General features: G+C 71.1%; 13 protein-coding genes. 7 read left to right on the plus strand and 6 right to left on the minus strand.

Annotation, left to right across the window (positions count from 1 at the left end):
* Window positions 1–45: 45 nt before the first annotated feature.
* Complete coding sequence (glgP, locus tag FED44_RS33360; protein ID WP_111698851.1) at window positions 46–2643, minus strand: alpha-glucan family phosphorylase; 2598 nt, start codon at window positions 2641–2643, stop codon at window positions 46–48.
* A gap of 355 nt (window positions 2644–2998) precedes the next feature.
* On the opposite strand from glgP, the gene FED44_RS33365 reads away from it, so the two are divergent.
* The 4 genes from FED44_RS33365 (at window position 2999) to glgB (ending at window position 10487) form a co-directional block, all read left to right on the plus strand.
* A complete protein-coding gene (locus tag FED44_RS33365; RefSeq protein WP_111698853.1) occupies window positions 2999–5050 on the plus strand; it encodes an alpha-1,4-glucan--maltose-1-phosphate maltosyltransferase in 2052 nt (683 codons plus the stop codon).
* A gap of 85 nt (window positions 5051–5135) precedes the next feature.
* On the plus strand, window positions 5136–6833 hold the full coding sequence (gene treS / locus FED44_RS33370) for a maltose alpha-D-glucosyltransferase (protein WP_244302484.1): 1698 nt from the start codon (window positions 5136–5138) through the stop codon (window positions 6831–6833).
* Complete coding sequence (locus tag FED44_RS33375) at window positions 6830–8179, plus strand: maltokinase N-terminal cap-like domain-containing protein (RefSeq protein ID WP_138463161.1); 1350 nt, start codon at window positions 6830–6832, stop codon at window positions 8177–8179. The genes treS and FED44_RS33375 overlap by 4 nt, the downstream gene beginning before the upstream one ends.
* A 46-nt stretch (window positions 8180–8225) precedes the next feature.
* Window positions 8226–10487 (plus strand): 1,4-alpha-glucan branching protein GlgB, encoded by a 2262-nt coding sequence (glgB, locus tag FED44_RS33380; protein WP_138463162.1) that lies wholly within the window; start codon window positions 8226–8228, stop codon window positions 10485–10487.
* 15 nt (window positions 10488–10502) lie between these two features.
* Here glgB and FED44_RS33385 read toward each other — a convergent pair whose 3' ends face one another.
* Window positions 10503–11486: an NAD(P)-dependent alcohol dehydrogenase gene (locus FED44_RS33385; RefSeq protein ID WP_138463163.1), complete on the minus strand. Its 984-nt coding sequence runs from the start codon at window positions 11484–11486 to the stop codon at window positions 10503–10505.
* Window positions 11487–11728: 242 nt separating this feature from the next.
* On the opposite strand from FED44_RS33385, the gene FED44_RS33390 reads away from it, so the two are divergent.
* Window positions 11729–12370, plus strand: a complete 642-nt coding sequence (locus FED44_RS33390) for a DUF2306 domain-containing protein (protein WP_187406111.1) — start codon at window positions 11729–11731, stop codon at window positions 12368–12370.
* On the opposite strand, the gene FED44_RS33395 is transcribed toward FED44_RS33390, so the two are convergent.
* Window positions 12346–13002, minus strand: a complete 657-nt coding sequence (locus FED44_RS33395; protein ID WP_138463165.1) for a response regulator — start codon at window positions 13000–13002, stop codon at window positions 12346–12348. The two genes, FED44_RS33390 and FED44_RS33395, sit on opposite strands and share 25 nt — an antisense overlap.
* On the minus strand, window positions 12999–14141 hold the full coding sequence (locus FED44_RS33400; RefSeq protein WP_138463166.1) for a sensor histidine kinase: 1143 nt from the start codon (window positions 14139–14141) through the stop codon (window positions 12999–13001). Before FED44_RS33400 ends, FED44_RS33395 begins: the two co-directional genes overlap by 4 nt.
* A 178-nt stretch (window positions 14142–14319) precedes the next feature.
* Here FED44_RS33400 and FED44_RS33405 point away from each other — a divergent pair, with 178 nt between their 5' ends.
* A complete protein-coding gene (locus FED44_RS33405; protein ID WP_138463167.1) occupies window positions 14320–15855 on the plus strand; it encodes a glycosyl hydrolase family 18 protein in 1536 nt (511 codons plus the stop codon).
* Between the two features lie 98 nt (window positions 15856–15953).
* A complete protein-coding gene (locus FED44_RS33410; protein ID WP_138463168.1) occupies window positions 15954–17645 on the plus strand; it encodes a S49 family peptidase in 1692 nt (563 codons plus the stop codon).
* Here the strand turns inward: FED44_RS33410 and FED44_RS33415 are convergent.
* Together FED44_RS33415 and FED44_RS33420 are read right to left on the minus strand one after the other, a co-directional pair.
* Window positions 17627–18085, minus strand: coding sequence for a flavin reductase family protein (locus FED44_RS33415; protein WP_138463183.1), 459 nt, complete (start codon window positions 18083–18085; stop codon window positions 17627–17629). The genes FED44_RS33410 and FED44_RS33415 overlap by 19 nt on opposite strands.
* A 55-nt stretch (window positions 18086–18140) precedes the next feature.
* On the minus strand, window positions 18141–19061 hold the full coding sequence (locus FED44_RS33420) for an ABC transporter substrate-binding protein (RefSeq protein WP_187406110.1): 921 nt from the start codon (window positions 19059–19061) through the stop codon (window positions 18141–18143).
* Window positions 19062–19099: the final 38 nt, after the last annotated feature.

The raw sequence follows: 19099 nt of genomic DNA on the forward strand, positions 1-19099 counted from the left end.
CGAAAGCAGGATGAGGGGGGACGACCCGCGCCTAGGCGCAGGGGTCTAACGCAGGGTGCCGTTGGTCATCCCGACCGGCTCCTCCGGTACGGCGACCAGGCCCAGTTCCGCCGGGGACGCCATCAGCGGGTGGGACGGGACCACCCGCACCGAGTAGCCGAACGCGCCGGTGCGGTCCAGCGGCACGGCGCCGGTGTAGTGGGCCCGGCCGTCGTCGCCCACCGAGTCGGCCTTGAGCGTCACGTAGCAGGGCGCGAGCAGTTCGTCGTGCGCCCCCACGCGGCCGTACGCCGCCTCGACCCGCACGTCCTCCGCGGACAGCTCGCCGAGGGCGATCGTGGCCCGCAGCTCCAGCTGGGCCCCCAGCTCGGGGGTGTCCCCCACGCCGGTCGCCTCCACGTGCTCGACCCGCACACCCGGCCACGCCTTGACCACGCGCAGCTTCCAGGCGGCGAACAGCCGGGCGTTGTCGTAGCCGTCCGCCGCGAGCACGCGGGCGCCGGCCGCGGCCGGGGTGTAGAGGTCGGTGACGTAGTCGTGGAGCATCCGGCCGGCGAGGACCTTCGGCCCGAGCGAGCTGAGCGTGTGCTTGACCATCTCCAGCCAGCGCCGCGGCAGGCCGTCGGCGGCCCGGTCGTAGAACCGGTCGGCCACCTCGCGCTCGACGAGGTCGTACAGCGCCGTGGCCTCCAGCTCGTCGCGCCGCTCGGGGTCGTCCACCCCGTCGGCGCTGGGGATGGCCCAGCCGTTGGTGCCGTCGTACCACTCGTCCCACCATCCGTCGCGGATGGACAGGTTGAGGCCGCCGTTGAGCGCCGCCTTCATGCCGGACGTGCCGCACGCCTCCAGCGGGCGCAGCGGGTTGTTCATCCACACGTCCGACCCGGTGACCATGAGCTGCCCGAGCGCCATGTCGTAGTCGGGCAGGAAGACGATGCGGTGCCGCACGTCCTCGGAGTCGGCGAAGCGCACGATCTGCTGGATCAGCTTCTTGCCGCCCTCGTCGGCGGGGTGCGCCTTGCCGGCGATGACGATCTGAACTGGCTTGTCCGGATCGAGCAGCAGCCTGCGCAGCCGGTCGGGCTGGTTGAGCATGAGGGTGAGCCGCTTGTAGGAGGGCACCCGCCGGGCGAAGCCGATCGTCAGCACGTCCGGGTCGAGCGCCTCGTCCACCCAGGTCAGCTCGGCCTCGGTGGCCCCGCGCTGGCGCCACGACTTCCGCAGCCGCCGGCGCGCCTCCTCCACCAGGCGGGCCCGGAGCGTGCCCCGGATGCCCCAGATGTCGGCGTCGGAGAGCTTGTTCACGCCCTCCCAGCCCTGCGCCTTGTCGATCAGCGACGGCAGCTCCTTGCCGGCCAGCTCCATCATCTCCCGGCCCACCCACGTCGGGGCGTGGACGCCGTTGGTGATCGAGCCGATCGGCACCTCGTCGACGTCGAAGCCCGGCCACAGCCCCTGGAACATCTCCTGGCTGACCTTGCCGTGCAGCTCCGACACGCCGTTGACGCGCTGGGCCAGCCGCATGCCCATGACGGCCATGTTGAACACCGCGGGGTCGGACTCGGGCCCCTCGGGCTCGGCGCCGAGCTCCAGGATCCGGTCGACCGACACCGTCGGCCAGGCGTTCGAGCCGCCGAACTGGCGGGCGATCATCTCGGCGGGGAACCGGTCGATGCCCGCGGGCACCGGCGTGTGCGTGGTGAACACCGTCCCGGCCCGTACGGCCTCCAGCGCCTCCTCGAACGACAGCCGGGCCTCGGTGAGCTCGCGGATGCGCTCCAGGCCGAGGAATCCCGCGTGCCCCTCGTTGGTGTGGAACACCTCGGGCTCGGGGTGCCCGGTGATCCGGCAGTAGGCCCGGATGGCCCGCACGCCGCCGATGCCGAGCAGCAGTTCCTGCATCAGCCGGTGGTCGCCGCCCCCGCCGTACAGGCGGTCGGTCACGTCCCGGGCGACCGCGTCGTTCTCGGCGACGTCGGAGTCGAGCAGCAGCAGCGGCACCCGGCCGACCTGGGCCACCCAGACCTGGGCGTGCAGGGTGCGCCCGCCCGCGAGGCTGATCGCGACGCGCGCCGGCGCCCCGTCCTGCTCCTTCAGGAGCGTGAGCGGCAGGCCGCCGGGGTCGAGGGAGGGGTAGTGCTCAAGCTGCCAGCCCTCCGCCGACAGCGACTGGGTGAAGTACCCGTGCCGGTAGAGGAGACCGACGCCGAGGATCGGCACACCGAGGTCGCTGGCGGCCTTGAGGTGGTCGCCGGCGAGGATCCCGAGGCCGCCGGAGTACTGCGGCAGCGCGGCGGCGATGCCGTACTCGGGCGAGAAGTAGCCGATCGCCTTGGGGGCGGCCTCCAGCGACTGGTACCAGCGGGGGGCGGTCATGTACTCCCGCAGGTCGTCGGCGGCGTCGGCCAGGCGGCGCAGGAAGCGCCGATCCTGGGCGAGCACGCGCAGCCTGTCGGCCTCGACCGCGCCGAGCAGCGCGACGGGGTCGTGGTCGACACGCTCCCAGACCTCGGGATCCACCTCCGCGAACAGGTCCATGGTCTCGGGGTGCCACGACCAGCGGAGGTTCTGGACCAGCTCACCCAGAGGTGCGAGCTGCGAGGGAAGAACGGTTCGGACAGTGAACCTGCGGATAGCTCTCACGAGGTCAGACCCTAGTTACTCAGCGCCACGACGCGCGACCGAAAACATACCTGTCGTACTGCGGATCGAGTTCTTCGTTGAACGCTTTCACCCCCAACACACAGGTTCAAACCTCACCAAAGTACCCTTGACCTGGTGATGTCCATGCCGGACGATCTAGCCCGGCACCAGTGATCGATCTCCAGGCGTCGTCGCGCCAAACACGGCGAGCGCTCTTTCGTTCGGCAGGGGTAAGAGTGGACTATTAGGGCAACCCCTGTAAGAGCGAGGTGGGACTCCGGTCTACGGGTCCCTTCTGTCGTGCTGCCCGCCTGCCGGCGGTACCCGGTGTGCCGCCCCCGAGTACGAAGTGACGATGATCGGACGAATTCCCATCCAGGACATCCAGCCCGTCGTCGACTGCGGCCAGTGGCCCGCGAAGGCCGCCGCGGGAGAGACCTTCGAGATCAGCGCGACGGTGTTCCGCGAGGGGCACGACGCGGTCGCCGCCGGCGTCGTGCTGATCGACCCGGACGGCGCGCCGGGCCGGATGCTGCCCATGCGCGAGGCCGGGCCGGGCACCGACCGGTGGAGCGTGGAGGTGTCGCTGCCCACCGAAGGGCTGTGGCAGTTCCGGGTGGAGGCCTGGAGCGACCCGATCGCCACATGGACGCACGACGCGGGCATCAAGATCCCCCGCAACCTGGACGCCGACCTCATGTGCGAGGAGGGCGCCCGGCTGTTCGAGCGGGCGGCCAAGGGCGTGCGGGCCGCGGACTGCCGGGTGGCGGCGGAGGCGGGCGGCACCTGCGGGCACCGGGCCGCGCTGCTGGCCCTGGCGGCCCGCCTGCGGGACGACGCGGTGGACCCCCGGGCGCGCTTCGCGGTCACGCAGCTGCCGGAGACCGCGGAACTGATCGCCGCGCATCCGCTGCGCGACCTGCTCACCCGTTCCGGGCGCCAGCGCGTGCGGGTGGACCGGCGGCGGGCGCTGTTCGGCTCGTGGTACGAGTTCTTCCCCCGCTCGGAGGGGGCCGTGGTGGGGCAGGAGGGCGTCGCCCCCAAGTCGGGGACGTTCGGGACGGCGGCCAGGCGGCTCCCGGCGATCGCCCAGATGGGCTTCGACGTGGTCTACCTGCCACCGATCCACCCCATCGGCGCGCAGTTCCGCAAGGGCCGCAACAACACGCTGACGCCCGACCAGTACGACCCCGGATCGCCGTGGGCCATCGGCTCGGAGCAGGGCGGCCACGACGCGATCCACCCCGATCTCGGCACGATCGAGGACTTCGACGAGTTCGTCGCGAAGGCCCGCGAGCTGGGCATGGAGATCGCCCTCGACCTCGCGCTGCAGTGCTCCCCCGACCACCCGTGGGTCAAGGAGCACCCGGAGTGGTTCAACATCCGGGCCGACGGCACGATCGCGTACGCGGAGAACCCGCCGAAGAAGTACCAGGACATCTACCCCCTGAACTTCGACAAGGACCCCGAGGGGATCTACGCGGAGGTCAGGCGGGTCGTCCGGCACTGGATGGACCACGGCGTGCGGATCTTCCGGGTGGACAACCCGCACACCAAGCCGGTGCGGTTCTGGGAGCGGCTGATCTCCGACATCAACGCGACCGACCCCGACGTGCTGTTCCTGGCCGAGGCGTTCACCCGTCCCGCCATGATGCGGACCCTCGGCAAGGTCGGCTTCCACCAGTCCTACACGTACTTCACCTGGCGCAACCACAAGCAGGAGTTCGAGGAGTACCTGTGGGAGCTGTCCCACGAGACCTCGCACTTCCTGCGGCCGAACCTGTTCGTCAACACGCCCGACATCCTGCACGAGTACCTCCAGCACGGCGGGGTGCCGGCGTTCAGGATCCGGGCGGTGCTGGCCGCGCTGACGGCCCCCACCTGGGGCGTCTACTCCGGATACGAGCTGGCCGAGAACGTCCCGGTCCGTCCGGGCAGTGAGGAGTATCTCGACAGCGAGAAGTACCAGTACCGTCCGCGTGACTGGGCGGCGGCGGAGCGTGAGGGCCGCAGCCTTGCCCCGTTCATTACCCAGCTCAATTTGTTGAGAAGAGCGCACCCGGCGCTCCAGGAATTGCGTAACCTACGGTTTCACAACGTCGACCAGCCGGACGTGATCTGCTTCTCGAAGCGGCTGCCCGGCGCCTATGACACGGCCTCACGACGGCACGGACTAGGCGATGTCGTACTGGCCGTCGTCAACCTGGATCCATACAACACCCATGAGGCGACGGTCCGGCTCGACATGCCCGCCCTCGGTCTCGACTGGCATGCCGACTTCGTCGTGGACGACCAACTGTCGGGCGAGTCGTACCGCTGGGGGCAGGCGAACTACGTGCGCCTCGACCCGCACGTACAACCCGCACACATCCTCACGCTCCGCCACGGGTCAGCGCTCCGCCCGTGACGCAGCCCTGCACACTACGGGGAGTCAACAGGTGAGCTCGACCACGCCTCAGCCCAGCCACAGCCAGCCCAGCCACACCCAGCCGATCCCGAACACCTTCACCGAGGAGGAGCCGCGGGACCAGCGCTGGTACAAGCGGGCCGTCTTCTACGAGGTGCTGATCCGCGGCTTCGCCGACTCGAACGGCGACGGCACCGGAGACATCCGCGGCCTCATCGAGAAGCTGGACTACCTCCAGTGGCTCGGCATCGACTGCCTCTGGCTGCTCCCGCTGTACGAGTCCCCGCTCAAGGACGGCGGGTACGACATCTCCGACTACATGAAGATCCTCCCGGACTTCGGTGACCTGGGAGACTTCATCCGGCTGGTGGACGAGGCGCACAAGCGGGGCATCCGGGTGATCGCCGACCTGGTGATGAACCACACCAGCGACCAGCACCCGTGGTTCCAGGCCTCCCGCAACGATCCCGACGGCCCGTTCGGCGACTTCTACGTGTGGAGCGACACCGACGAGAAGTACCCCGGCGCGCGGATCATCTTCGTGGACACCGAGGCGTCGAACTGGACCTTCGACGCGGTGCGGGGGCAGTACTACTGGCACCGGTTCTTCCACCACCAGCCGGACCTCAACTTCGAGAACCCGGCGGTGCAGGACGCGATGCTGGAGGTCATCCGGTTCTGGCTGGACCTGGGCATCGACGGGTTCCGCCTGGACGCGATCCCGTACCTGTTCGAGCAGGAGGACACCAACTGCGAGAACCTGCCGCCGACGCACGCCTACCTCAAGCGGGTGCGGGCGGAGGTGGACCGCCTGTACCCCGACCGGGTGCTGCTGGCCGAGGCCAACCAGTGGCCGGCCGACGTGGTGGAGTACTTCGGCGACCCGGTCACCGGGGGCGACGAGTGCCACATGGCCTTCCACTTCCCGCTGATGCCGCGCATCTTCATGGCGGTGCGGCGCGAGTCGCGCTATCCGATCTCGGAGATCCTGGCCCAGACGCCGAAGATTCCCGAGAACTGCCAGTGGGGGATCTTCCTGCGCAACCACGACGAGTTGACGCTGGAGATGGTCACCGACGAAGAGCGCGACTACATGTACTCGGAGTACGCCAAGGACCCGCGGATGCGGGCGAACGTCGGCATCCGGCGGCGGCTGGCGACGCTGCTGGACAACGACCGCAACCAGATCGAGTTGTTCACCGCGCTGCTGCTGAGCCTGCCCGGCTCGCCGGTCATGTACTACGGCGACGAGATCGGGATGGGCGACAACATCTGGCTCGGCGACCGCGACGGCGTGCGCACGCCGATGCAGTGGACCCCCGACCGCAACGCGGGCTTCTCCAGCTGCGACCCCGGCCGGCTCTACCTCCCGGTGATCATGGATCCGATCTACGGGTACCAGGCGATCAACGTGGAGGCCCAGCAGAAGAGCGCCAGCTCGCTGCTGCACTTCACCAAGCGGATGATCGAGATCCGCAAGCGGCACCCCGTGTTCGGCCTCGGCGAGTTCACCGAGCTGAACTCCTCCAACCCCAGCGTGCTCGCGTTCGTGCGGGAGCTCGGCGACGACCGGGTGCTGTGCGTCAACAACCTCTCCCGTTTCCCCCAGCCGGTCGAGCTCGACCTGCGCAGGTTCGAGGGATCGACACCGGTCGAGTGCATGGGCGGAGTTCCTTTTCCCCCGATCGGCGAACTTCCGTATCTTTTGACGCTCCCTGGGCATGGGTTCTACTGGTTCACGTTGCCCGTCACGCACCGGACGGCCGGCACGAAGGAGGAGTGACGACTTCACTTCAGGAGCTTCTGGCCGGCTGGATCACCGGGCAACGGTGGTTCGCCGGCAAGGGGCGCGCCATCGACGACCTGTCCATCGACTCCGAGATCGAGATCGCCGGCGGGGACCCGGCGCTGCTCCATCTGGTCGTGTGCGTGCGTCAGGGGGACCGCCGCACGCGCTACCAGATCCCGGTCGGGCTGCGCGAGCACCTGCCCGACCGGCTGGAGCACGTGCGCATCGGCAGGTGCCGCCGCGACGGCCGCGAGGCCGAGGTCTACGACGCGCTGCACGACTCCGCCCTGACCGCGCACCTGCTGGAGGGGATGGCCACGGACCACGGGTTCGACGGCCTCGCCTTCCACCGCGCGCACGGCGTGGAGATCGACACCTCGCAGCGCAGCCTCGTGCTGACCGCCGAGCAGTCGAACACCTCGCTGGTGTACGGCGACACGTACATCTTCAAGCTGTTCCGGCAGCTCAGCCCGGGGACCAACCCGGAGCTGGAGATCATCACCGCGCTCGCCGGCGCGGGCTCGTCCCACGTGGCCCGGCCGTACGGCTGGATCGAGACCACGCTGCAGGACGAGCCGACCACCCTGGCGATCATGCAGGAGTACCTGCGGAACGCCAACGAGGGCTGGTCGATGGCGCTGACCAGCGTGCGCGACCTCTACGCGTCCCCGGAGGGCATGCCGGCGGAGGACGCCGGGGGCGACTTCGCGGGCGAGGCCCGGCGGCTGGGGGCGGCCACCGCGCAGGTCCACCGGGAGCTGGCCCGGGCCTTCCCCACGGGCACGATCGAGCCGCCGGAGCTCAAGCGGATGACCGAGCGGTTCCGCCGCAGGCTCGACCGGGCGATCGCCGAGGTGCCGCGGCTCGGCGAGCACGCCGACGTCGCCGCCGAGGCGTTCGACCGGCTCGGCGACCTCGCGCACGAGGTGCCGGTGCAGCGGGTCCACGGCGACTACCACCTCGGCCAGGTCATGCGCACCATGACCGACTGGGTCGTGCTCGACTTCGAGGGCGAGCCGGGGCAGCCGCTGGCCGAGCGCCGGGCGCTCGACTCGCCGCTGCGCGACGTGGCGGGCATGCTGCGCTCGTTCGAGTACGCCGCCCGGCACCTGCTGGCCGACCACCCGGACGCCGACGGGCTGGAGCACCGGGCCCGGGAGTGGTCGGAACGCAACCGCGCGGCGTTCCTCGCCGGCTACTCCGAGGGCGGCGGGCGAGTCCGCGGCGACGAGGCGGTCCTGCTGCGCGCGCTGGAGCTGAGCAAGGCCGTGTACGAGGTCGTCTACGAGGCGCGCAACCGGCCGACCTGGTTGCCCATACCGCTCGCCGCCTTCCGCTGACAAGATCGCAGTGTTCGGTGGGATATATCTAGGGCAGGTTTGCGACATGGATTTGGACCGGCTGGCGGGGGGCGCCCATCACGACCCCCATTCGATTCTGGGGGCCCATCCCGGGCCTGACGGCGTCACGATCAGGGCTCTGCGGCCCTTCGCGGAGAAGGTCGAGGTGCTGGCCGAGGGCTCGGCGCACGAGATGAGCCACACCGCCTTCGGCGTGTTCGAGGTGACACTGCCCGGCGTCGACAAGGTCCCGGACTACCGCCTGCGCGTCACCTACGCCGACGCCCCGCCGTACGAGACGGACGATCCGTACCGCCACTGGCCGACGCTGGGCGAGCTCGACCTGCACCTGATCGGCGAGGGCAGGCACGAACGGCTGTGGGAGGTGCTCGGAGCGCGGGTCGTCCGCCACGAGGACGTGGACGGCACGGCGTTCTCGGTGTGGGCGCCGAACGCGCAGGGCGTTCGGGTGATCGGCGACTTCAACCACTGGAACGGCGGCGCCCACCCCATGCGCTCGCTCGGCGGGACCGGGGTGTGGGAGCTGTTCGTCCCGGAGATCGGCGAGGGCGCCCGGTACAAGTTCCAGATCCTCGGCCTCGACGGCGTCTGGCGGGAGAAGGCCGACCCCATGGCCCGGCGCACCGAGATCCCGCCGGCGACCGCCAGCATCGTGGAGAAGCCGGCGTACGAGTGGCGTGACGAGGAGTGGATGGCCGCCCGGGCGTCGCGGGACGCCCTCGTCGAGCCGATGAGCACCTACGAGGTGCACCTCGGCTCCTGGCGGCCCGGCCTGTCCTACCGCGACCTCGCCCGGGAACTGGTCGAGTACGTGACGGACATGGGGTTCACGCACGTGGAGTTCCTGCCGGTCGCCGAGCATCCGTTCGGCGGCTCGTGGGGCTACCAGGTGACGTCGTACTACGCCCCGACCTCGCGGTTCGGCTCCCCCGACGACTTCCGCCATCTGGTGGACGAGCTGCACCGGGCCGGCGTCGGCGTGATCGTCGACTGGGTGCCGGCGCACTTCCCGATGGACGAGTGGGCCCTCGCCCGCTTCGACGGCACGCCGCTCTACGAGCACGGCGACCCGCACCGCGGCACCCACCCCGACTGGGGCACGTACGTCTTCGACTTCGGCCGCAAGGAGGTGCGCAACTTCCTGGTGGCCAACGCGCTCTTCTGGCTGAAGGAGTTCCACGTCGACGGCCTGCGGGTGGACGCGGTGGCGTCGATGCTCTACCTCGACTACTCGCGCCGCGAGGGCGAGTGGACGCCCAACGAGTACGGCGGCAGGGAGAACCTCGACGCGATCGAGTTCCTCAAGGAGATGAACGCCGTCGTCTACCGCGAGGAGCCCGGGATCGTGACGATCGCGGAGGAGTCGACCGCCTGGCCCGGGGTCTCGCGCCCGGCCTACCTCGGCGGTCTCGGCTTCGGCTTCAAGTGGAACATGGGCTGGATGCACGACACGCTCAGCTACATGTCCCGGGAGCCGGTCTACCGGCAGTATCACCATCACCAGATGACGTTCTCCCTGATGTACGCCTTCTCGGAGAACTTCGTGCTGCCGCTCTCGCACGACGAGGTCGTCCACCTCAAGGGGTCGCTGCTGGGCAAGATGCCGGGCGACGAGTGGCAGCGCTTCGCCAACCTGCGCGCGCTGTACGGCTTCATGTGGGCCCATCCCGGCAAGCAGCTGCTGTTCATGGGCGGCGAGTTCGGCCAGGGCGCCGAATGGTCGGAGGCGGGCGGCCTCGACTGGTGGCTGCTCGACTTCGACTTCCACCAGGGCGTGCGGCGGCTGATCAGGGACCTCAACAACGTCTACCGCGAGTCGCCCGCGCTCTACTCCCGCGACAACACCCACGAGGGCTTCCGCTGGATCGACGCCGACGACGCCTCGGGCAACGTGCTGTCGTTCCTCCGGTACGGCGCGGACGGCTCGGTGCTGGCCTGCGTCGCCAACTTCTCCGGCGCTCCGCACGACGACTACCACCTGGGCCTGCCGACCCCGGGGCGGTGGGAGGAGGTCCTCAACACCGACGCGTACGAGTACGCGGGCAGCGGGGTCGGCAACATGGGCTCGGTCGAGGCGGTGGAGACGCCGCGGCACGGCCTGCCCTGCTCGGCGCGGCTGCGCGTGCCGCCGCTCGGCGTGGTGTGGCTGCGGCCGGTGGAGACGCCGACCCCGGTGAGCGCCGAGATGGACGAGCGGACCGTGAGGGCCCTGCCGGGGACGGAGCCGGAGCCGGAGGACGCGGCGCCGGCGGAGCCGGAGCCCGATGGCCTGGTCGCGGAGTCCTGATCCGCGGCAGGCCGTTCAGAGCGTGACGACGACCTTCCCGCGGGCGTGCCCCTCCTCCACGTAGCGGACGGCCGCGGGGAGGTCGTCGAACGGGTAGACGCGGTCGACGACCGGGGTGAGGTCGCCCTGCTCGATGAGTCCGGCCAGCTTGACCAGGTTCGCCCGGTTCTCGCGGCATCGGGTCACGTCGGCGAGGACCACTCGCCGGGATGTGAACGGCGACGTCGCGAGCGCCGCGATCGTGTGGCCGACGGGTTGCAGCCACCGTCCGGCCGGCCCGCCGACGACGACGTGCGTCCCCCGGGGCCTCAGCACCCGCCGGCAGGCCGCCGGCGGCTTGGTGCCCGCGATGTCGAGCAGCACGTCGTACCGCCGGCCGGTCCGGGTGAAGTCGGCTCTGCTGTAGTCGACGACCTCGCCCGCGCCGAGCGACCGGACCAGGTCCACGTTGCGGGGGCCGCAGACGCCGGTGACCTCGGCCCCGAACGCCCTGGCGAGCTGCACGGCGAACGTGCCCACCCCGCCCGACGCGCCGTTCACGAGCACCTCGTGCCCCGGCCGGACCCGCCCTTCGTCCAGGGCCAGCAGCGCGGTGGCGGCGGCCAGCGGCACCGCCGCCGCCTGCTCGAACGACAGGTTCTCCGGTTTGCGGACCAGATCGCTCTCCCGCACGCTGACGTACTCGGCGAAGCCGCCCCCGGTGACCAGCGCGAACACCTCGTCGCCCGGGCCGAACGCGGTGACGCCCGCGCCGACCGCCTCGACCTGTCCCGCCACGTCGGCGCCCAGCACGCTGAGACGCGGCCCGCGCGGGCCGAGCGTGCCGCCCATAAGACGCGCGACGTACGGCTCGCCTCGCATGTGGTGCCAGTCGTACGGCTGGACGGAGGTGGCTCGGACCCGGACCAGCACCTCTCCGGGGCCGGGCTCCGGCGTCGCGACGTCGCTGAGCGTCAGGACCTCGGGCGGGCCGTACGAGCGTAGAACGTAGGCCTTCATCGCATCTCTCCTCGTCGCCTCTGTAGCTGGGTCGTGGCTGGGAGGCCAGCGTAGGAAGCGCCGCGCCCGGGACTCATCAGCCGAAAGTACGCCCGATCGGCAGCCGATGGGCCGGTGCGGATCGAGCCGTTCCGCCGATGATCCGCACCCGCTCCGCGTACGACGATCGGGCCATGACAGAACTGACATCGACGCGACGGTCCGTGCCCACACGAGGCGGCCGGAGGAAAAGGGAATGGCTGGTGCCGGCGGGGCTGATCGCGCTCAGCGCCGTCCCCGTGGTCGCCGGCGCGACCCGGCTGTCGCAGCTGACCGGCGGCGGGCCGGTCACCGCGAACAGCGCCCGGTACTTCGCGACGCCCTTCCCCGTGGTCGCGCACATCGTCGCCGTCACGCTGTTCAGCCTCCTCGGCGCCCTGCAGTTCGCCCCCGCGCTCCGCCGCCGCGCTCCGCGCTGGCACCGGATCTCGGGACGGGTGCTGGTGCCCGCCGGGCTCGTCACGGCCCTGTCGGGCCTGTGGATGACGCTGTTCTACCCACACCTGCCGGACGACAGCGCCCTGCTCGTCGGCGTACGGCTGGTGGTGGGCGGCGGCATGATCGTGTCGATCGTCCTCGGCTTCGCGGCGATCCGGCGGCGGGACGTCGCCCGCCACCGGGCGTGGATGGCGCGCGGCTACGCGCTCGGCATGGGCGCGGGCACCCAGGTGCTGACCATCATGCCCTGGGTCGTGCTGACCGGCGGGCAGCCCGGCCCGCTCCCCCGCGCGCTGCTCATGACCCTCGCATGGGTGATCAACCTCGCCGTGGCCGAGTGGGCCGTGCGGCGCCGGCCCGGCGCCCGTAAGCTCGGCGCCCGTCAGCCCGTGACGCGGCCCGTCTGATAGGCCCACATCGCGATCTCGACGCGGTTGCGGGCGCCGAGCTTGGCCATCAGGCTCGCGACGTGCGTCTTGACCGTGCTGAGCGAGATGTGCATCTCGTCGGCGATCTCGCTGTTGGTCCGCCCGCGCGCCACCGCCGCCAGGATCTCCTCCTCCCGGTACGTCAGCGGCTCGACGAGCCGCGCCGCCGGCGCCGCGGGGCCGGACCGGGCGAAGGCCCCGAGCAGCCGCGCGGTGACGCTCGGGGCGATGAGCGCGTCCCCGCCGGCGGCGGCGTGCACGGCCTGGGAGAGCATCTCGGCGCCGGCGTTCTTGAGCAGGAACCCCCGGGCGCCGGCCCGCAGCGCGGCGTAGACGTACTCGTCGAGGTCGAACGTGGTGATGACCACGACGGCGAGGGGGTCGGCGACCCCCGGCCCGGCGAGGCAGCGGGTGGCCTCGATGCCGTCGAGGCCGGGCATGCGGATGTCGAACAGGCACACGTCCGGGCGCAGGCGCCGCGCGAGTTCGACGGCCCGCCGCCCGTCGGCGGCCGTGCCGGCGACCTCGATGCCGGGCTGGGCGTCGAGGATCATCGCGAGCCCGGTGCGGACGATCTCCTGGTCGTCGGCGACGAGCACCCGGATGCTCACGTGGCCACCCCGTTCCTGGGCAGCACCGCGGTCACGGTCCAGCCCCGGCCGGGGTCCGGGCCCGCCACACAGGTGCCGCCGAGCAGGTCGGCGCGTTCGGCCATGCCCACGATGCCGTACCCCGCCGGGCCCGCCGGGCGAGCGGAGCCGCCGTCTCCGTCGTCGCTCACGCGCAGGCACACCGAGGGCCCGTCCCCGGTGACGTGCACCGCCACCCGGGTGGCGTGGCGGGCGTGCCGCAGCGCGTTGGTGACGGCCTCCTGGGCGATGCGGTAGACCGCCGCCTCGACCGACGGGGAGAGGCCGCCGAGGTCACCGGAGATCTCGACCCCGACGGACGGGTGATCCGGCCCGCCGGGAGCCGCGAGCCCTTCGATGTCGGCGATATGGCGGCCGGGGGTCAGGTCCGCCGGCTCGTCGCGGCGCAGGATGCGGACCATGGCCCGCATCTCGTCGAGTGCGCGCGCCGCCTCGGCCTCGATCACCCGCAGCGCATCGGTCGCGGCGTCGGGCCGTGCCGCGGCCGTGGCGAGGCCCGCCTGCGCGCGGATCGCCATCGCCGAGACGTGGTGGGCGACCGTGTCGTGCAGTTCGCGCGCCAGTTGCTCGCGTTCGAGCAGCTTGACCTGGTCGAGTTCGCGGGCCCTCGCCCTGGACCGGTAGCGGAACGCCCCGCCCAGCGTGGTCGTGGAGAGCACGACGGCGAACGGGCCGATCGCGTCGGCGGGCGCGGCGTGCTCGACAAGCACGGACAGGCCGGCCCCGGCGAGCATGACCGCGAGGCCGATCACGATCTCGCGGCCCGACCCCCAGCGCACCAGCGCGTACGGCAGGATCAGCAGGTAGGCCAGGGAGTACATGTCGAGCATCGCGCCGTGCAGGGCGACCGGGACCAGGCTCGTCGTGACGAAGCAGACCGCCAGCGCCTCCAGGGGCCGGGTCCGGCGCCACAGCAGCGCGGGCGTCAGCCCGGCGGTGACGACCACCGAGAAGACCCGCCACGGCAGATCCGGCCGCAGCACCCCCTCCAGCACCGCGAGCGGCACCAACACCACGACGAGCGCCCAGTCGCGCCACACCCGCCTGGGGGCATCGGGGGGACGGGGCTCGTGCCAGACCGAGCGAACGAGACCGCTCACCGCATCATCGTACGGGAGTCCGCACCTCCGGTGCAGGTGACGTCCGGGTGCGACCTTAGCGAGGAGTTAACCGGCGATTAACCGGCCGCCGGGGCGTTGACCCTCCGGCGATCGGTATTTACGCTGCGAACTAATAGGAAACTTTCCTATCGTTTACCCCCCAGACCGGGAGTTTCCATTGCGAAAGATCCTCCTCGGGTCCGTGATCGCCGGCGCCGCGCTGCTCGCGCCGCTCGCGATCGGGACCGCCTCCGCCACCGGCGCCACCACCACTGCCGCCCCCGTCGCCGCCCCGAAGACCGGAGTCGTCACCCTGGCCTACGCGGCCTGGGCCCCCAACACCTGGTACGCCGTCGGCGCCCGGGTCACGTACGGGGGCAAGGACTACGAGTGCATCCAGGCGCACACGTCCCTGACCGGGTGGGAGCCGCCGAACGTGCCGGCCCTGTGGAAGCTCCTTCCGGGCGGCTCCACCTCGTCCCCCTCTCCGAGCGCGACCCCCACGAGGAGCCCCTCCCCGAGCCCGAGCCCCAGCAGGAGCCCGAGCCCCAGCCCCAGCGCGACGCCCACCGTGACGCCGACGCCTCCCCCTCCGGGCGGCAAGAAGGTGCTCGGCTACTTCGCCGACTGGGGCGTCTACGGCCGCCAGTACTTCGTGAAGAACATCGTGACCAGCGGTTCGGCCGCCAAGCTCACCCACATCAACTACGCGTTCGGCAACGTGACCAACGGCCAGTGCGCGATCGGCGACTCCTACGCCGACTACGACATGGCGTACACGACGGCCAACAGCGTGGACGGCAAGGCCGACACCTGGGACGCCGGCGCGCTGCGCGGCGCCTTCAACCAGTTGCGCAAGCTCAAGGCGCAGTACCCGAACATCAAGGTCATCTACTCCTTCGGCGGCTGGACCTGGTCCGGCGGGTTCGCCCAGGCCGCGGCCAACCCCACCGCCTTCGCCAACTCCTGCTACAACCTGCTGAAGGACCCGCGCTGGGCCGACGTGTTCGACGGCATCGACATCGACTGGGAGTACCCGAACGCCTGCGGCCTGAGCTGTGACTCCAGCGGCGCGGCGGCGTTCAAGAACCTGATGGCCGCGTTGCGCGCCAGGTTCGGCTCCAGCTATCTCGTCACCGCCGCCATCACCGCGGACGGCACGAACGGCGGCAAGATCGACGCCGCCGACTACGCGGGCGCGGCGCAGTACGTCGACTGGTACAACGTCATGACCTACGACTACTTCGGCGCCTGGGCGGCCCAGGGCCCGACGGCTCCGCACTCCCCGCTGACCTCCTACTCGGGCATCCCCACCGCCGGGTTCTACTCCGACGCGGCCGTGCAGAAGCTCCGGAGCAAGGGCGTGCCGGCGGCCAAGCTCCTGCTGGGCATCGGCTTCTACGGCCGCGGGTGGACCGGCGTGACCCAGTCGGCCCCCGGCGGCACCGCCACCGGCGCCGCGCCCGGCACGTACGAGGCGGGCATCGAGGACTACAAGGTCCTCAGGAACAGCTGCCCGGCCACCGGCACGGTCGCCGGCACCGCGTACGCCAAGTGCGGCTCCAACTGGTGGAGCTACGACACCCCCGCCACCATCGGCGGCAAGATGACCTACGCCAAGAACCAGGGTCTGGGCGGGGCCTTCTTCTGGGAGTTCAGCGGTGACACCGCCAACGGCGAACTGATCACCGCGATGTCCAACGGGTTGAGGTAACCGCTTCGAGCCGATCAGGGCCCCCGCGTGTCCCACTCACGCGGGGGCCCCTGATCGTCGGGGCATACAGGCGAAAACCGTCGCTTATGGTGGCATTTATGGACGCGTCGAGGACGATCGTGGAGACCGTGGGCAAGCTGCGGCAGCGCCGCACCGGGCCGCTGGTGCTGGAGCTGGACCTGACCGAAGGGCTGTCCGAGGGACCGCCCGCCGACCCTGTGACCGCCCTGCTGTCGATGCGCAAGCCACGCCTGGCGGAGGTGCTGTCGGGCCTGCGCCGCGCCCGCAAGGACCCCCGGGTCGCCGCACTCATCGTCAAGATCGGCGGGAACCCCCTGGGCCTGGGGACGGTGCAGGAACTGCGCGAAGCCGTCGTGAAGCTGCGCGCGGCGGGCAAGCCGACCGTCGCGTTCGCCGAGACCTTCGGGGAGTTCGGCGCCGGCACGGTTCCGTACTATCTGGCCAGCGCGTTCGAGCGGGTCTACCTCCAGCCCTCCGGCGACGTCGGGCTGACCGGGGTGGCGCTGGAGCAGCGCTTCCTGCGCGACGCGCTCGCCAGGGCCGGGGTGGAGTATCAGCTCGGCCAGCGGCACGAGTACAAGACCGCGGCCAACATGTTCACCCAGAACCACATGACGGACGCGCACCGCGAGTCGGCGACCCGCATCGCCGAGTCGGTGACCGAGCAGATCACCGCCGGCATCGCCGAGGCGCGCCGGCTCACCCCCGAGCGCGTGCGCGAGCTGATCGACCAGGGCCCGTTCATCGGCGCCGAGGCCGTCGAGGCCGGACTCGTGGACGGACTGAAGTATCGCGACGAGGTCTACGCGGAGACGGTCGAGGACGGCGCCCACCTGCAGTACGTGTCCCGGTACGCCAAGAGCGCGCTGTCCGGGAAGCTGCCGCATCCCGGCGCCGACACCGTGGCCCTGGTGCACGGCACCGGCACGATCCGCCTCGGGCGCAGCGGCAGGTCTCCCCTCGGCGGCGGAGGCGCCATGGGCTCCGACACCGTCTGCGCCGCCCTGCGCGCGGCCCGGCGGGACGACAAGGTCAAGGCCATCGTGTTCCGGGTGGACAGCCCCGGCGGCTCGTACGTCGCCTCCGACGCCATCTGGCGGGAGGTCGTGCTGGCCCGCGAGTCGGGCAAGCCGGTCATCGTGTCGATGGGCGACCTGGCCGCCTCCGGCGGCTACTTCGTGTCGATGGCCGCCGACGTGATCGTGGCCCAGCCGGGCACGCTGACCGGCTCGATCGGCGTGTTCGGCGGCAAGCCCGTCGTCGGTGAGCTGCTCGGCAGGCTCGGCGTGGTGACGGAGTCGGTCGCCGAGGGCGCCAACGCCGGGATGTTCTCGCCGACGACCGCGTTCTCCGAGACGCAGTGGGAGCGGGTCAACGCCTGGCTCGACCGTATCTACGACGACTTCGTGGGCAAGGTGGCCGACGGCCGCGGCCTGAGCAGGGAGCGGGCGCACGAGCTGGCCAGGGGCCGGGTTTGGACCGGCGCCGACGCCCGGGCGGCCGGTCTCGCCGACGAGCTCGGCGGCCTGGAGGACGCCCTCGCCCTGGCCCGCCGCCGGGCCGGGCTCGCCACCGCCGCCCCGGTGCGGACCTATCCCCGCATGCACCCGCTGGAGCGGCTGCGGCCGGCGGAGTCGAGCGAGGACAGGTCGGCCGCCCTATCCCGGGTGCGCCTGGAGGCGTGGGGGCCACTCGCCCGGCTCGCCGGAGAGCTCGGCCTACCGGCGTACGGCCCGCTCGTGCTGCCGGGCTACTGGACCGTCCGGTAGCGGGAGCGCAGCCGTACAAGCGGGGATTTCTGGGCGTCGACGTAGTCGACGCCCAGAACCGCGCCGACGAACAGGGTGTGATCGCCGGCCGGGACGACCTGCGTCGTCTCGGCCTCGATCGCCGCCACTCCGCCGTCCACCACCAGCGCCTCGCTGTGCGCGCCGCGGTGGTGGGCGGCCCCGGCCAGCAGGAGCCGCGCCCCCGGCCGCCCCGCGGCGGCGAAGCGGGAGGCGACCGCCTGCTGACCGTCGGCTAGAAGGCTGGCGGCCCACCGGTCCCGGCGCAGGAGCACCTCGGCGAGATAACCGGCCGAGTCGAGGCTGACCAGCACGAGCGGCGGGTCGAGCGACACCGACATCAGGGTCGCGACCGTCGTGCCGAGGTCGTCACGGTCGTCCTTCACCGTCAGCACGGCGACGCCCGCGGCGAGTTGCCGCATGGCCTCGGTGAACAGCCCCTGCACCGGACTCACCCGGTCCTCACTCCCGACCCACCTAGAGGAGGCCGTTCTGGGTCAGCCAGTCCTTGGCGACCGCCGGCGGGTCGTCCTTGTCGACGGCGATCCGCTTCATCAGCGAGACCAGCGTCTCGGTGTCCAGCTTGGCGGAGATCGCGTTGAGCGTGGAGACCACGGTGTCGTTCGCCTCGGCCTTGTGGACCAGGGGCGTCACGTTCTCCGAGCCGAAGGCGTTCTTGTTGTCCTGCAACGGCACGAGGTCGTTCAGCACGATCTTGGGGTCGGTGGTGAACACGTTGCCGACCTGGACCGTGCCGCTCTTGATCGCGTCCGCGGTGGTGGCCCCGGTGGGCTTCCACTGCTTGAACTCCAGGCCGTAGACGGTCTTGAAGTTCTCCTCCTGGCGGTCCTTGAACTCCGGCGGCCCGCCGACCGTGAGGTCCTTGGAGACTTTCGCGAGGTCCTCGATCGTGGCGAGCTTGTACTTGTCGGCCGTCGCCTTGGTGACGGTGAGCGAGTTGTTGTCCTCGGCCGCGGCGGGCTCCAGGATCTCCAGCTCGGGCGGCAGCTTCGCCTTCAGCCCGGCGAGGATGTCGTCCTTGGTCCTGGCCGTGCTCGACTTGTCGATGAACGCCAGCAGCGACCCGGCGTACTCGGGCAGCACGGTCAGGCCGCCGCTCTTGATCTGGTCGTAGACGACCTCGCGGCTGCCGATGTTGGGCTTCTCCTCGACCGTGACGCCCTTGGCCTGGAGCGCCTGGGCGTAGATCGAGGCGAGCAGGACGCTCTCGGGGAAGTCGAAGGAGCCGACGACCACCTTGGCGGAGGCCGCGCCGCCGGACCCGGAGGCCGAAGGGGCGGCCGACGCGGTGGTGGACAGCGGGTCGGACCCCCCGCAGGCCGACAATGTGAGCGCCGTGGTCAGGGCGACCGCCGCGACGCCGAACATACGCCTCATAAGGAAAAACCCTTCATTTTTGGGAGATAATACGGAGA

This window comes from Microbispora triticiradicis (assembly GCF_005864065.1).
GTDB lineage: Bacteria > Actinomycetota > Actinomycetes > Streptosporangiales > Streptosporangiaceae > Microbispora > Microbispora triticiradicis.